At 40.1% G+C, this 15,357-nt stretch carries 13 protein-coding genes and 1 pseudogene; 7 read left to right on the forward strand and 7 right to left on the reverse strand.

Annotated features, from left to right (window positions below; genetic code table 11):
- Nucleotides 1-777: 777 nt before the first annotated feature.
- Nucleotides 778-1,821 carry a hypothetical protein gene (locus A372_RS0105440; RefSeq protein WP_019419815.1) on the forward strand — a complete coding sequence of 348 codons (1,044 nt, stop codon included), beginning with the start codon at nt 778-780 and terminating at the stop codon, nt 1,819-1,821.
- Between the two features lie 265 nt (nt 1,822-2,086).
- On the opposite strand, the pseudogene A372_RS38420 reads toward A372_RS0105440, so the two are convergent.
- The 3 genes and pseudogenes from A372_RS38420 to A372_RS0105450 form a co-directional block, all read right to left on the reverse strand.
- Nucleotides 2,087-2,324, reverse strand: a pseudogene (locus tag A372_RS38420) (IS110 family transposase); the annotation flags it as partial.
- Between the two features lie 81 nt (nt 2,325-2,405).
- Entirely contained in the window at nt 2,406-3,791 is a 1,386-nt protein-coding gene (locus A372_RS0105445) for an amino acid permease (protein ID WP_019419816.1), read from the reverse strand.
- A gap of 241 nt (nt 3,792-4,032) precedes the next feature.
- Nucleotides 4,033-4,566: a GNAT family N-acetyltransferase gene (locus tag A372_RS0105450; protein WP_019419817.1), complete on the reverse strand. Its 534-nt coding sequence runs from the start codon at nt 4,564-4,566 to the stop codon at nt 4,033-4,035.
- Nucleotides 4,567-5,032: 466 nt separating this feature from the next.
- Here A372_RS0105450 and A372_RS0105455 point away from each other — a divergent pair, with 466 nt between their 5' ends.
- Complete coding sequence (locus A372_RS0105455; RefSeq protein WP_026010913.1) at nt 5,033-5,677, forward strand: SGNH/GDSL hydrolase family protein; 645 nt, start codon at nt 5,033-5,035, stop codon at nt 5,675-5,677.
- Between the two features lie 206 nt (nt 5,678-5,883).
- Here A372_RS0105455 and A372_RS33310 read toward each other — a convergent pair whose 3' ends face one another.
- Complete coding sequence (locus tag A372_RS33310) at nt 5,884-7,029, reverse strand: alpha/beta hydrolase family protein (RefSeq protein ID WP_237728489.1); 1,146 nt, start codon at nt 7,027-7,029, stop codon at nt 5,884-5,886.
- An 83-nt stretch (nt 7,030-7,112) separates the two neighbouring features.
- A complete protein-coding gene (locus A372_RS33315; protein ID WP_051004465.1) occupies nt 7,113-7,577 on the reverse strand; it encodes a LytTR family DNA-binding domain-containing protein in 465 nt (154 codons plus the stop codon).
- Between the two features lie 546 nt (nt 7,578-8,123).
- Between A372_RS33315 and A372_RS36165 the strand changes: the two genes are divergently transcribed.
- Nucleotides 8,124-9,147, forward strand: a protein-coding gene (locus A372_RS36165) for an IS1595 family transposase (RefSeq protein WP_443146828.1) whose coding sequence is annotated in 2 segments (ribosomal slippage) — nt 8,124-8,543 and nt 8,545-9,147 — 1,023 coding nt in all. Because the reading frame shifts where the segments join, the coding sequence is not laid out codon by codon here.
- 62 nt (nt 9,148-9,209) lie between these two features.
- Nucleotides 9,210-9,920 (forward strand): alpha/beta hydrolase, encoded by a 711-nt coding sequence (locus A372_RS0105485; protein ID WP_019419822.1) that lies wholly within the window; start codon nt 9,210-9,212, stop codon nt 9,918-9,920.
- A 47-nt stretch (nt 9,921-9,967) separates the two neighbouring features.
- On the opposite strand, the gene A372_RS0105490 is transcribed toward A372_RS0105485, so the two are convergent.
- Together A372_RS0105490 and A372_RS0105495 are read right to left on the reverse strand one after the other, a co-directional pair.
- Complete coding sequence (locus tag A372_RS0105490) at nt 9,968-10,402, reverse strand: hypothetical protein (protein WP_157259447.1); 435 nt, start codon at nt 10,400-10,402, stop codon at nt 9,968-9,970.
- A 213-nt stretch (nt 10,403-10,615) separates the two neighbouring features.
- Nucleotides 10,616-12,385: an oleate hydratase gene (locus A372_RS0105495; protein ID WP_019419824.1), complete on the reverse strand. Its 1,770-nt coding sequence runs from the start codon at nt 12,383-12,385 to the stop codon at nt 10,616-10,618.
- 176 nt (nt 12,386-12,561) lie between these two features.
- Here A372_RS0105495 and A372_RS38425 point away from each other — a divergent pair, with 176 nt between their 5' ends.
- The 3 genes from A372_RS38425 to A372_RS0105505 all read left to right on the forward strand — a co-directional run bounded on the left by A372_RS38425 (nt 12,562) and on the right by A372_RS0105505 (nt 15,174).
- On the forward strand, nt 12,562-12,759 hold the full coding sequence (locus A372_RS38425) for a TetR family transcriptional regulator (RefSeq protein WP_019419825.1): 198 nt from the start codon (nt 12,562-12,564) through the stop codon (nt 12,757-12,759).
- Nucleotides 12,760-12,774: 15 nt separating this feature from the next.
- Nucleotides 12,775-13,113 carry a TetR-like C-terminal domain-containing protein gene (locus A372_RS38430; RefSeq protein ID WP_251575062.1) on the forward strand — a complete coding sequence of 113 codons (339 nt, stop codon included), beginning with the start codon at nt 12,775-12,777 and terminating at the stop codon, nt 13,111-13,113.
- 555 nt (nt 13,114-13,668) lie between these two features.
- A complete protein-coding gene (locus A372_RS0105505) occupies nt 13,669-15,174 on the forward strand; it encodes an IS1182 family transposase (RefSeq protein WP_019419827.1) in 1,506 nt (501 codons plus the stop codon).
- Nucleotides 15,175-15,357 lie beyond the last annotated feature (183 nt).

Genomic DNA, 15,357 nt, shown 5'->3' on the forward strand with positions numbered 1-15,357 from the left:
TGACGTTCTTAGAGATTGGATATCGATGCCGTGCTCCATGCTCGTCCGCTCTGCTCCCTGCGTGCGGAACTAAACCCCTGTCCGAAGATAACACAACAAAGGCTTTTACAGGTGTAGCCACAATTTTGATGTCACCCCAAGATTATTTTATTTTGATAAAACCCGATAATAAACATATAAACGTCACAAGATAAGAAACAATGACAAAGCACAAAAATTATATAACAAGAATGATCAGATAGGGCACCTATTTATTCACCTAAAAATAGTAGGAAAAACCCGGTTGCCTTGGGCCCCCTATCATGGTGAACGCGCAGGTATCAAGCTGCATGTTACTCTGCAAGCGGGGAATCATCAGCCGTCGAATGTCGTGGAAACGGTCGGTTCTAAGCATGATGGACCGTGCTTATGGTAAGCTCGAACGATTGGATCGGTTTAAAGAAGAAGGACAGTCGTTCGTGGTTCGCTTGTGAGACAATGTTCATTTAGAAAAACCACGTGCCTTGCGCCGTCAGGCAGTTCCCGACTCGTCGGTTATCCGGGACATCAAAATTCTATCACGACATGTGGTACTGTCATTCGCTCGTTTTACACGTTTGCTTGATCTTGGGCAACTACCAGCCGAATGGCGGTTAATACTTTGTCACATTCTTCAAACGGACGGTCAGAACAGGCTTATTCTTGTTACATAATTTGGTTAATCAACAGGCGTGATCAGATAGTAATGTTTTAAATAATAATTTAATGGAATGAATACTAATCTAGGATGTGATTTTAATGAATAAAATAGGCTTCACTCAAAAACATCGTTCAACTAGATATTATAAGTTACGTGAATTGTTTAAAAAGGGACTTACTCTTGTCTTACCAATATTTCTAACATTAGTAATCATTGCTTGTCTATTTATCTTCCCTTCGCGTAAAGCTTGGATAATCGCCAATGGTTCACCTCAAGATCTAAATATTGTTAACTTTGAAGGAAGAATTGATAGCAAATCACATACAATATATTCCAAAAGTAGATTGAAAGGACTCATAATTAATCAACAACCCCTATTATTAAATGTGAATGGAGAAAATTTCAATCTAGAACCTGGAGATTTACATATACGATATGGTTATAACGATAAATATGCAGACCATTGGGATATTATCGAATCCAATTCTATATTTAAATTTGACATGCTTGATATAAATTCAAGTCATCTTTCTATCAATAAAGAGTTTTTTCTTCAGCGCCTAAATGAACTCCCTAGTATGTATACTTTAAATATCGAGGTAGATAAAGGTTATATATCTGCAGGTATAAATGAAAAGAATTTTAATTTGACTTTACGTGGAAATTTTGAAGTTTTTATAAAAGAAAAGAAATACAAGAATGCTGCCCCTTACTTTCAAATGAATTTTACCACTCTTGATCAACAACCTAGTTCACGTTTTCAGTTTCTGAACTTCGACAATCTGAAATTATTAATACCAACAATGAAAGGAGAGCTATTATTCACTGGAGAAGGTGATAAATCAACCTCATTTTTTGAAACTGGTAATTTGAAATTTAACCGAACTACTAGTGAACAACAATACAGTTTAGATGAAAAAATCTTTACAGTAGAACCTTACAATGAAGAAAAGCTCAAAATCGCATACTCGATGACTAGAAACAAAAACCAGTTAAAGATATACGGAAATACAGATAATGCCAGTTTAACAGGAAACAGTCTTTTTTCAACTTTTGATCAATGGTTATTTGAAAATATGTCAACCGTTATTGGAACACTAGTTGCATCATTGTTAGGTTTAATTATCGTTAAGAAAAAGTAATGCCTGACGAAGTCTTTCCTTCGAAGCATCTCTTTCGCTACCTTGCGCGCGGGCGAACCCGCTCAGGGGTTCAACTCCCTTTATTGCCTCCAACAAACACAAAAAGACGACCTCGTCCCATGCGAAAATGTGACAGCGTATCCCACTAAAGTTGAGCCCTTATCCCGGTACATGGCGATGCAGAGTAGGAGCACACTCACAGTTTCTTAGGCTGCGAAAGCTAAATAGTTAACTTCCCTGCTGCTTTTAATTTCGTGTTGAGTTCGCCATTCACATCAGAAATGAACGTGCCTAATTTTACATTAGAGGCTTCCATGATTTTTTGAGTCCATTTTTTTCTGCTGTTAAGTTACCAATTCTTTTTTTACGCAATCGGGTCAAATCTCGCAGTTCGCAGAGACCTTTCGATAGGACAAAGCCCTTTTCAATAAGACATAGCGGAGTAGTTTTTCAATCCATTCTGCATCAGTCACATCCGTTATTCGCCCCGGAACATTTACAACATTTACAAATAAACACGCCTGTCTTATTGACTTTATGTGATATGCAAATGAATAAACAATTGGATATTCAGATACAACATTTTATTGATTCAGGTTACTATGCTTACGTGAATACATAAAGTATATAACCGTACCAATACCAATCCATATAACAAATGAAACCCAAGTGATTAAGGGCAGACTAGATGCAAGGTAAAGACAAAGTAACGCACTAATGGCTGGCAGCACTGGCACGAACGGGACTCGGAATGAAGCCTTTAATTCAGGGAATTTCTTGCGCAGGACGATGATTGCGATGGATATTAAAGTAAACGCAGCTAATGTGCCCATGTTCACTAAATGTGCAAGTGTTGTTAGATCAATAAAACCTGCAATGCCTGCGGCAACGAACCCGGTTAACCACGTGTTAGCGAATGGAGTTTGGGTCTTTGCATTTACTTTTGAGAACTTTCTCGGTAATAATCCATCACGACTCATTGCGTAGGATAAACGAACTTGCGCATAGAGCAATGCAAGGATAACGGTTGTAATGCCAAATACCGCCCCAATTGAAATGATTCCAGCTATAGAGTTCTGCCCTACAGATTCTAATGCTAATGCAACAGGTGCACCAACATTTAACTTGGTATACGAAATCATCCCTGTTAATACCCCAGAAACGGTCATATATAAAATGGTGCAAATGAGCAAGGACGCTATAATCCCAATCGGCATCGTTTTTTTAGGATTCTTCACTTCTTCCGATGCCGTAGCGATAACATCGAACCCGATATAGGCAAAGAACACCGTAGCTGCACCTGTTATAATCCCATTAAATCCAAAGGGCACAAAAGGCACCCAGTTATCAGGTTTTACATACCAAATCCCCACAATAATAAATAGTAAGATAACAGCTAATTTTACAAAAACCATGATATTGTTAAACTTAATACTTTCCTTTACGCCTTTACTAACGAGTGCTGTGATGGACAATATGATCAGAACTGCTGGCAAATCAATGACTCCCCCTTTTCCTACACCGGGAGCGGAGGAGATAATGTCGGAAAATTGTATATGAAAGCCCGTGAGCAACGATTGAAAGTATGCAGACCAACCCGTAGCAACGGCAGAAATAGCCAGTACATATTCAAGCATGATATCCCATCCAATAAGGAAAGCAAACAATTCACCTAATGTTGCATACGTGAATGTGTACACACTTCCTGAGACAGGTACGGCTGAAGAAAACTCTGCATAACAGAATGCAGCGAGCGCACAGGCAATACCTGCTATAACAAATGATAACATGATCGCTGGTCCTGAAGATTCTGCCGCAACGACACCTGTAACAACAAAAATCCCAGTCCCGATCACGCAACCTACGCCAAGGAAGATTAAATCCATCAAAGACATCGCTCGTGCTAATTCTTTTTTCTCACTTTGAGCAAGCATGAGGTTCAGTGATTTTTTTCGGAAAAGCTGATTCAATTTTATTCCTCCTATGCAGTGGGCACACAAAAGACATATGACATATATAGTATTCCAACAATTGAAACATTCATTATTTTGCGCACCACTTCCATGCTGACATTCTTTTTAAGAATTTATCATAGGAAGAAATATGTTATTTGTGAGTTATATCACACTGAACATAATCCATTTATTGTATGATAACCCACTGTTAACCTCTAACCATAAATTATGAAGGTTCACATCCGAAATCAGTATTTTACGATATAAACTGAGGCTGAAAATGGACATCAGATGCATACAGCCTGACCTCTTGTGCACCATTAGAAAGGCTAACCATTCTTTCAAATTGCAACCCCAGTTTTTCAAGAAGTTTCGCAGAACTGTGATTGTTTAGAGATGTTATAGCCGCAATACGATTTAGGCCCAACACATTTTTTCCATACGCTATCGTTGCAGAAGCTGACTCATAGGCATATCCTTTCGCCCAGAACCTCGGAAGAAAAGCAAATCCAATATCCACATCTTCTAAAGAATCTCTCTTTATTAGCCCGCAGATCCCTATTGGGACACCATCCGCCTTTAGCTCAGTCAAGTACAGACCGAAACCCAATCGGGCATACATTTCAACCGGTCCCTTCAAAATATAGTTACGTGCATCTTCGACGGTTCTCACACCTTTATCGCCGATGAACTGCAACCACGAAGGATTATTCAAAAGCTCAAGCATAAACTCCGCATCGTCAGTTGATATCCGACGAAGGATTAGCCGATCTGTTTCAAGGACTTTCAAAGCAGTTGCCCCTTTTTTGAGGTTTAACGAACAACACCCTATGTAAATAAAGTATATACATAAGTTGGAAATGCGCCTACCCCCGTGGACAATATTAGAGGTTGGATACTAACAGTATGCTCGTTCGCTGACGTTTCCTTTGGAAGCATCTCCTTCGCCGCCTGCGCGCGGGCGAACCCCTGTCCGAAAATATCGCTACACAGGCATCTACGTATGTAGTCACAGTCTGGATGCCACCCCAGTATCACCCTGTCTTCAACTCTGATCCGATAAGTACTAATAATCCGCTCATATTGATGCAATAGTTGTTGTCAATGCCCACATTACCTGTACATGATTGCAATATAATATGTCTAAGATGCACTTTGAGGAAATACACGAGCAAAACAGTCGATCGTTAACATCGTTTTTTCATCAGACTATTTACGTTGTATATATGATTAAGAGTGGAGTTGGTGATATTCTTATGATCTATACAGCTCTTGGAGATTCCATTACATTTGGGGAAAATGCCTCTTCTTTGGCAAAGGCTTATCCCCGATTGGCCGTATCTGCTTTAAATTCGGACTCACGCAAGGTTCGTGGGTTTGTTCTGGCTCGGCCCGGTTGGAGCAGCTATGATCTATTGGATGCCATTATATGGCAGGGGTCCTCCGTAATCAGTCATTCCTCTGTTGTTTCTGTATGGATTGGAGGAGTGGATTTAGCCCACGCGGCACTAGCTTCAATTAGAACCAAGAAACAACTAGCTGTAAAGCACATTGTAACCAGCTATAGGCGTAATCTAAGTGCCATTTTTACTCAAGTAAAAAAAGGAAGCTGTGCTCAGATCATTTGCTGCACGCAATACAATCCGTTTCCGAACAGCCCTCTTTCAGTTGAGTCGATAGGCCAATTAAATCGTATGATAAACGAGCTGGCCCATAGTTATGATGTAACTGTAGCTCCCGCTCATAAGTGGTTTGAAGGAAAGCAGGCATATCTTATGTATGGATATCAAAATGGAAAGATTGAAGATGCGTTGAGCGGACATCTGCCCATCCATCCAAATGATCGGGGGCATCGAGTTATTGCAACGGGATTGGCCCCATATCTTATCCCACGCAAGTAGACCTAGAGGTCGTATCTCTATCTATCAGAAAAACCACTAAACATTAGGTTCAGTGGTTTTTTGATATCTCCATTTTACTTGCTGCCGAAGCCTATCCTCCGTCGACGATATTAGAGGTATGATATCAACGCCGTGCTCGTTCGCTGAGGATTTCCTTCGTAGCTTCTCTTTCGCTGCCTGCGCGCGGGCGAACCCTTGACAGGGGTTCAACTCCCTTTATCTCGCCTCCAATGCAAAAAGCCGACCTCGTGCGGTCGGCTTAATGATGGTGGAGGCGAACCGTGGAGCAACAAATCTACAATTCGCCGCAGCAAAGTAAGTTGTTTACCTTGATCCGTAGTTCCTTCGGATGTGAAGCGCCCAGTACCTTTCAATGTATAATCAAAGAATTTAAGAATAAGTTCATTCTCCGTTTCTATACAGTAATATTGGTCAATAGCTGCTTTTCCACCCTGCAGCATCTTTGCGAGCAGAGGAGAAAAAAGCGGTAAATCGGTGAGGCTTAAATGTTTTGCTCCTTGAAAATGAACGGTATATGCTTCCATGAAGTTTTTGTCAGCGATGTAGTTTGCCGCATAAGTAGAGTTACTTCCAAGCTGTTTCCAAACATCGTCAGAATAAATGTTAAGGATTGGGGTCATGTAAGCTTTGCCACTTGCCGCAAAATCACCAGTCTCATTGTTATAAGCAAGCTCGCTAAAAAACGGGGCATCAATATTGACAACCGCACTTACATCTTTACGGTCTCGGCCGATCCAAACGCTTGCCGCGCCGCCCATGGAGTGCCCGAAAACACCTATTTTATCTTTACTGATATGTTGATAAACAGGGGCTGTATCGTTTCGGGATTTTTCAATGATTGTATCAATGACAAAATTCATGTCGTCCGTTCGCAGTTTCATCCATTTTTGAATGAGCCCATATAACTGCTCCCTTGTGTAAATGCCCTCTTTGTTGACATTATCGACTTCCATCTTATAATCCGAATTGATTAAGGTAAACGACCCATCGTCTGAAACTGTATAAAAAGAATGATAAGGATGATCAATGGAACATACGACATACCCGTGGCTTGCAAGCTCCCTAAAAGTAGAAGCATTGCTTGTCTTAATACCAGAAGCTCCATGTGAGAATACCAAGAGCGGATATGTTCCATCGGAATTTTCGGGATACCAATATTGTACATTAACAAACCTATTCTTACCGGTATCGGCAAATTCCTCGATGCGGTTTTTGTCTATGTAAGTGTATGTTGCAGTTGCGACTTCATATTGGCCCGTAACTTTTGGCAGTTTATGCTGCGGAAAAACAAGTGCAGGTACAAATACAAGTACCAACAATAATGTCATCATGACTGCTTTTACGACAATACAGGAGATTTTGTAATCACGGTTACTCGCTTTATTGCGAATAAGGGAAGCCGTTCCGATTACCGCTAGTATGACAAGCAGTGCTGCAAGCAATACCCAGCGGGCATACTTTTAAGTACCGGCACATACTGCCTCGATATGATAACACGTTCCCCATTATCAAGCACTGCTTCAAATTTGCCGCTTAACGATGGGCGAACGAATGAAATTTTGGCTATGTTCAAAATCGTTGATTTGGATGTACGAAAACATTTCCTTCCTTTGCATAGCTCCTCCAACTCATAGAGCTTGAGCTTCACCTCATAAATCTCATCCTTGCAATAAATAAAAACTTTCCCGTCAACGGCCTCGAAATAATAAATATCGCTAATTTTTAGACGGTGAATCCTATCATTGTGATATCCTAGAAAAATGAGTTCTTCCAACTTTAGCTTGTTTACGATTTCGTATATTTTGTTATTTACCTCATAGCACCTGATAAGAATTTCCTCTTCCTGCTCTTTACCGATCTCTTCTATTGAAACTTTCATAAACTCACTCGCTCGCATCGTCGATATGATTTTTGCCGCGGGCTTATACACCGAAAAGAAAGCATCTAAAACTTCGGGACGGAGATTCTCTATAGCATACGTACATTTTAACAAATCTTTCTATAGACATACAGCAAAAATCCACAGCCTCATGCGGTTGTGATTATATGGTGGGGGTGTCGATATCTCCATTATACTTGCTGCCGAAGTCTATCCTCTGTAGACGATATTAGAGGTTGGATATCAACGCCGTGCTCGTTCGCTGTTGTCTTTCCTTCGAAGTATCTGTGATTTGAACTATAATATTACCACTGTTTGAATCATATAATTGCCGAAGTATAAACAAAAAAGGCTCTTTTTTATCATGAGGAGAATAAATAATGAACTATAATATTGCCACAAGTTCATTTTTGAAGCATAAGTTTGCCTTTATTAATTTTATTTATTCCTATGGCTATGTTTTAAATAGATGTTGAAAATTGATATATTATATATAAGATATACTATAATTAAGCCATATATACATACAGGTTTGGAGGTATTATTATGGCAACTGTTAATTCTTTGATTTCAGATATTCAAAAACTATCAGTATCTCAACAAGAACAGTTGCTTTCCTATTTAGAAGAACTGCTTGTATTAGGTACACAAGTAGGTCAAGTAACACAAGAAGTCAAGGAATTTAGATTTTCCAAGGGAAAAATCTGCCCACATTGTAGTACTGAAACTGTATCAAGAAACGGCAAGTATAAAGGGAAGCAACGATATATTTGTAAATCCTGCAATAAGACTTTTACTGACTTCACAAACTCTGCCACTTACAAAAGCAAGAAAACATTAGATAAATGGCTTAAATACGCTAAATGTATGATTGCAGGTTATTCCATTAGAAAGAGTGCTAAAATTGTAGAGATTAATATTGCAACAAGTTTCTTTTGGAGACACAAAATACTTGATTGTATAAGGGTCATTTTTTGGTGTAGGCTCTGTTGAGGGTGTAATTGAGGCTGATGAAGTATTCTTTGCAGAGAGTTTCAAAGGTACAAAACCTTCTAAAATGCCGAGAAAATCTCGTAAAAGAGGCAAACAGATTAAAAAGAGAGGTATATCTAACGAACAGGTTTGTATTGCTACTGCTATTGATAGACAGGGTAATCTAATTATGGAGTTACTATGTAGAGGTAGAATGACACACCAAGAATTAGAAAGCTATGACGGTCGTGTAGGGGATAACTCTATCTTTTGTACTGACAGTCATAAGAGTTATGTTCAGTTTGCCAAAGATTTTTCATTGGAACATAAGCGTATACAAAGAGGAAAACATAAAGAAGGAATTTACCATATTCAACACATTAATGCTGAACACAGCAAATTAAAAAAGTGGATGAATAAGTTTAAAGGTGTTGCAACTAAATATATCAGCAATTATTTGTATTGGTTTAAATGGCTACAATTATTTGAAACTGACAAAGAAGTTGTTAAAATCAAGAACTTTATGGTTCAATGCAATGTAGCCCATGCTTATACAAGAATAACAGATTTTAAAGAAAGAGAGCCAATATTTATTTAGGTATATACATTTGTAATATTAGGAATGACGAATTATTTATATTTCATGGAGGATAAATTTCAATGATAAAAAATAATTTTAAAATAGAAAATATTCCAGCGATTTTGTGGGGTGACAAATCAGATAAGTTATTTGTGGTGGTGCATGGTAACATGTCAAATAAGGCAGATGACTCGATTATTGTATTTGCAGAAGAAGCAACAGCAGTAGGTTATCAAGTGCTTAGTTTTGATTTACCTCAACATGGTGACCGTAAGGATGATACTTATCTTTGCAAAGTTCAAAACTGTGTTCAAGACCTTAATACAATTATGACCTATGCAAAATCGTTATCAAATAATATAAGCATTTTTGCTTGTAGCATGGGAGTATATTTTAGCCTATTAGAATATAGCCATGAGCCGTTGAAGCAGTGTTTGTTTCTCTCTCCTGTGGTAAATATGGAACGTATCATAAATAATATGATGACATGGTTTAACGTAAGTGAGAGTAGACTAAAAATAGAGAAAGAAATTTCTACACCTATTGGACAAACTCTCTATTGGGACTACTACTGTTATGTGAAAGAACATCCTATTGTTGCTTGGAATAATCCAACTTCAATTCTCTATGGTTCAGAAGATAACTTATGTGAGTTTAACGTTGTATCTGAATTTAATAAACGTTTTAACTGTAATTTGCAAGTAATGGAGAATGGAGAACACTATTTCCATACTGAGGAACAGTTGCAGTATTTCAGACAATGGCTGAAAAAACATATATACGTTAAATGATAATAAAAAATGATTGATGTATAATCTTCTTTAAAAGTTATATAATTTCAACATTGTTTTAAAACATCGCCATTCCTATAATCATAATGCTTCTTGGTTATAATTTTACACTCTTCAGGGAATTTTCTCTTCACGAATTGAGGTTTACAAGAGACACGTTTAGCAATTTGAGAAAGAGATGGCGGAGGTTCCTCTAACATTGCCTCTTTTAGGGCATTTTTAATTATTTCTGAGATATTAGGTCTATATTTTTTCTTAACATAAAGTTTATTAGCAGTATGATCGATTATTACTTTTTTTAATCGCTCCCTTTTAGTAACGAATACCGGTGTGTTCAGAATAATTGCTAGCCAGATTATATTATCCAATTGAGGCTTATTGGTTCCTTTTCTCCATCCCCATATCTTAAAGGGCATTCTTTGTACGTCTCTAGCAAACTCCGCAAGATTATTATCATAATGTTTGTAAATGATCTTTTCCAATATTTTTTGAATGGAGTCTTTTGTATCATTATTTTTTAAATACTGAGTAGTAAGGATTATCTGTTTCGACCATTAGATAAACTTTGCAATCTATTAAGGCAGATAGTAGGAGGATCAATCTTGTTTTAATAAAAAAATGAGGCTGAAGCACGGTGATTTGATTCTCTCACCATTGTGCAACAACCTCATAGCTTTGCATCTATTCGTTTTCGTTTAGATCAACTTATACTCTTTAAGCAGCTGCATGATTCTGGTGTGAGAAATTTTTTGCACACCCGTCATTGATGCTAATTGGATTGCTGGAGGCAGCTCCATATCGGTTAGTTTCTTGCCGTCCATCATTTTCGCTGTGGAATCCATCAACACGCGGACATCATAAGCGGATCCAAATACTTCTGGCACGCCGCGGTCAATGTCAAGAAGCGTGTACACAGCTTCCATGGCGGTACGTACCGAATACTCTGTGGTGAATACCGTGTCTCGCGGTGTTTCGGCAAAGTTACCGATAAAGGCAGCGTTGACACAACCATCAGGAACTACATTCGGACGATCTCCCGCAGCTCTTGGCATGAAGTAAGATGTAACATAAGGCATCATGCAAGGGACACAGTTTGCGGAGTTTACGGCAAGATCGTGAATCTCTGCTTCAGGTACGCCGATGTGGTAGAGCCATTCTTTCGTGATCTCGATACCCGTGCAGTCCTTCATCGGTTTCTTGATGTAGTCACCTGGCACGTCGCAATACAAGCTGTATACCCATACGACAAGCTGGTCTTTTGGCTGGGATTTGAAGTGAGGCTGTCGGTTCAAGGTAAAGCTCATCAGCCATTTCGAATCTTTTACCGTCACGATACCGCCGGTAACGACCTTTCCGCTGAATGGATCGCGCTTGCAGATTTTTTCGATATAAGGCGGAATCCGGTCATCTAGCGTTGTAATGGTGGCAGACTCCCAGTTGCTTTCCGCAATGTTGCCACAGAATTTGTCTGGACGGCCAAAGGCAGGATCTTGCTCCGCGATCTTCTTCCAAAGCTCCCAGCTTCCCCCGAGGGAGGTGTTCATAATGGCGGGAGTGTTGTTGTCGCCTAAAGTGGAGCTTTCGGTATTGCTGCCATTGGTGATGAATACCAGATCATTTTCAGTCAGGTCAATGTGTTTTTCTTGTCCGTTTTGAACATAGACCAGCTTTTTAGCAACTTTCTTGTTCTCCGTAATATCAAACTCAACATTAGCTACGGTCGTTGCATATTGGAAGGTGACACCATGGCCTTTCAAATACTTCATTAGCGGCAGTGCAAGAGACTCGTACTGATTATATTTTGTAAATTTCAACGCTGAGAAATCTGGCAATCCCCCGATATGATGAATGAATCTAGCGATATATCTGCGCATTTCCATGGCGCTGTGCCAAGGCTCAAACGCAAACATCGTCTGCCAGTAAAGCCAGAAATTCGAGTTAAAGAAATCTTCCGAGAAGACATCTGTAATTTTCATATCTTCAAGCGCTTCTTCTGGAGTAAAGAACAACTTGATAATTTCCATCGAAGCGGTTTGAGTAAGTGTGAATTTGCCATCGGTATGTGCATCCTCACCACGATTGAGGATAGCACGCTGCAAGGAGAAGTTCGGATCCTCCTTGTTGAGCCAGTAAAATTCATCTAATACCGATGCACCCTCCGTTTCAAGTGAAGGAATAGAGCGGAATAGATCCCAAAGGCATTCGAAGTGGTTTTCCATTTCCCGTCCACCGCGGATAATGAAACCCCGGCCGTCATCGTAGATGCCGTCTAATCCACCTCCGGCAATATCGAGTTCCTCAAGAATATGAATGTTTTCCCCCTTCATCTGACCATCACGTATGAGGAATGCGGCTGCGGACAGTGATGCAAGACCAGAGCCGATCAGATAGGCGGATTTTTGATCAACACCGAGTGGTTTCTTTGGACGGGCAAAAGCTTCATAGTTACCATTGCTATAATACATCCTTATAACCTCCTTTAGTGTTCCTGACACCTCCACTTTATAGGAGTGTGAATGGAATAAAAATAGACAGTAAAAGCCATGTGTCTAAAATTTAAACTTCAGGTGCCATGTGTCTAAAAAATCTATAGGTTATGGCAAAATAATAAGAAACATTGCACCCTAAGGAGAGGTTTCCTATGCATCCGTACACCAAGCATGCATTGGCTGATGCATTGAAGGATATGCTGGGCACCAAGACTTTAGATAAAATAACGGTTAAAGACTTGGTGGAAGCCTGCAAGTTGAATCGCCAAACCTTTTACTATCATTATCAGGATATTTATGACCTGCTTGGATGGATATATAACGGAGGCACTCGGCGCTATCCAGAATAACAAATCCTATGCGACTTGGCAGCAGGGGCTATTGATCATTTTAGATATGTGGAAAGCAACAAGGCGCTTTGTATGAACACATGTCGTTCTCTTGGAAAAGAGCATTTGGAGATGTTTTTAAATCAGGTTTTGTTTGAACTTCTGAGCAATGTCATCAATGAAGTTTCGGATTCCCGTGCGATTTCGGAAGAGGACAAGACGTTCATCGTTCAATTTTACAGCCATGCCTTTGCAGGAACGCTGCTGGATTGGATTGAGGATGGGATGAAAACGCCTTGTGAGGCGATCGTGAACCACATCGTTCGACTGATGGATGGGCGTTTTATGGATGCAGTGGAGCGTTTTAAGAATTAGTACACCCATTTATCATGGAATGTCAGGTGTTTCGCTTGTTGTTCCCTCCACACATGTGTTCTTCATAGGCATCCCCATTGCCACGAAGCTTCATTGATCTATTTTTGTTGGAGATATTTATGGTAATAGTCCGATGTCCCCAAGGAAACTCTATATGAACGAATATCCTCATACGAAAAACGAAAGACCTTTTAAATAGAACCCCTATAATTTGTTTCTAGAATAAATGTTCAAAGAAAATAAAGTATTTTCTTATTGTTCTGATCCATTTAAGGATTTATATATTAACGACATGCTGCTTGCGTATATGCTTTAATAGATCTTAAAACAAGTTCGGCTCATGAAGCTTTCCTGGGCGAGGTGCAAGAATAGAAAAGTTGTAAACCAACGATAAAAAATGACGAAGTTAAGATAAAGAACCGACTTTTTATAGTCGGTTCTTCCAGACTGTCGACAAAGCCCTGTCGCCAGTCTTATTTTATTGAAAATACTTCATCCATTCACCGCATTAATATCGTATAATATAGGTAAATAACTAGTGCGGGAGTGTTGGATATGTTGCGAAAAACGGGTTACGAAGGACGTTCCCAAATCTCCATGGTCTCCTTGGACGAGCTTGTACCTGAGGATCATTTGGTCCGTAAAATCGAATACGCCATCGACTTTAGCTTCATCTATGACTTGGTTCGAGATGTCTACTGTGAAGATAACGGTCGCCCTAGCATTGATCCGGTGGTTCTTATTAAGATTGCGCTCATTCAATGCCTTTTTGGTATTCGCTCCATGCGCCAGACCATGAAAGAAATTGAAACCAATGTCGCGTACCGTTGGTTTATTGGATATGACTTCAGTCAGCCCGTTCCTCATTTCTCCACGCTGGGTAAGAATTATGTGCGCCGTTTTCGGGATACGGGACTCTTTGAGGGGATTTTTAATCGCATCCTCGAAGAAGCTGCTCGTCATGGTTTCATTGAACCTGATGTACTCTTTATTGACGCGACACATGTTAAAGCAAGCGCGAACAAAAACAAATATGTGAAAGAGATTGTTCAGGAGCAAAGCCGAAAGTACCAGGATCAGCTTGATGAAGAGATCAATAAAGATCGAGCTGTACATGGAAAGAAACCATTCGAAAAAAAGTGGGTAGTAACGCAGAAGGAGGTGAAGGTTAGCACGACTGACCCGGAGTGTGGTTTATTCGTAAAGGGAGAGAAAGAACGTGTTTTCGCCTACAGCTTTCACACCGCGTGTGATCGGAACGGGTTTGTACTCGGCGTCAAAGTAACGCCTGGAAATGTCCACGACAGCCAAGTCTTTGAAGATGTTCTAAACGAGGTTACTCGCCTGGTTCCGGCTCCACGAGCGGTTGCCGCGGATGCGGGTTACAAGACGCCAGCCATCTGCAAAACGCTGCAAGAGCAAGAGATTCGTCCCGTCCTGCCGTATACACGTCCTCAGACGAAAGAAGGCTTCTTTAAAAAGCATGAGTACGTTTACGATGAACACTACGACTGCTACCTATGTCCGGCAAATGCGGTACTGTCTTACGAAACAACGAACCGTGACGGTTATAAAATGTATCGCTCAAATCCGACAATCTGCCAAGCCTGTCCTTTCCGGACACAATGTACAGAGAGTAAAGATGCAGTGAAGCGTATCAGTCGACATGTTTGGGCTGAATATGTTGAAGAGGCGGATCACCTCCGCCATACAGAAGAAAACAAACGAATTTATGCGGAGCGAAAAGAGACAATAGAGCGAGTTTTTGCTGATTTAAAGGAGAAGCATGGTATGTGGTGGACGACCTTGCGAGGATTAAAAAGAGTCTCCATGCAAGCGATGCTTGTTTTTGCTGCCATGAACCTCAAAAAAATGGCGACCTGGCTCTGGAAGACCGGTCGCCCATCTGATAAATTCAATTTCGTATTTGAAATATGGATAAAAAACATAAAGAACTCCCGCGTCTGCAGTATTTCGCGGGAGTTTGTCTTCAATCTGAGAAGTCGCTATTTAGCGACTTCTTTTAATCATAAATATGTAGTGCTGAAATTTGAAGTTTAATGTTGCCGTTGTTGTTTTGCAGCATAAACTTGCAAGTTCGGCAATGTCATAGTTCAAAGCACAGTATCTCATTCGCTTCCTAGGCGAACCCGCTCAGGGGCTCAACTCCCTTTATCTCGCCTCCAATGCAAAAAGCCGACCTCGTGCGGTCGGCTCTTTCAGGTTTTTGGTGGAGGCGAGGGG

This window comes from Paenibacillus sp. OSY-SE (genome assembly GCF_000283315.1).
GTDB classification, from domain to species: Bacteria; Bacillota; Bacilli; order Paenibacillales; family Paenibacillaceae; genus Paenibacillus_B; species Paenibacillus_B profundus.

Bases quoted from the DNA above. Each gene is read 5' to 3' on its own strand.
- A372_RS0105440 (WP_019419815.1), top strand. From the start codon at position 778: ATGAATAAAATAGGCTTCACTCAAAAACATCGTTCAACTAGATATTAT.
- A372_RS0105455 (WP_026010913.1), top strand. From the start codon at position 5,033: ATGATCTATACAGCTCTTGGAGATTCCATTACATTTGGGGAAAATGCC.
- A372_RS33310 (WP_237728489.1), bottom strand. From the start codon at position 7,029: ATGATGACATTATTGTTGGTACTTGTATTTGTACCTGCACTTGTTTTT.
- A372_RS33315 (WP_051004465.1), bottom strand. From the start codon at position 7,577: ATGAAAGTTTCAATAGAAGAGATCGGTAAAGAGCAGGAAGAGGAAATT.
- A372_RS0105485 (WP_019419822.1), top strand. From the start codon at position 9,210: ATGATAAAAAATAATTTTAAAATAGAAAATATTCCAGCGATTTTGTGG.
- A372_RS0105495 (WP_019419824.1), bottom strand. From the start codon at position 12,385: ATGTATTATAGCAATGGTAACTATGAAGCTTTTGCCCGTCCAAAGAAA.
- A372_RS38425 (WP_019419825.1), top strand. From the start codon at position 12,562: ATGCATCCGTACACCAAGCATGCATTGGCTGATGCATTGAAGGATATG.
- A372_RS0105505 (WP_019419827.1), top strand. From the start codon at position 13,669: ATGTTGCGAAAAACGGGTTACGAAGGACGTTCCCAAATCTCCATGGTC.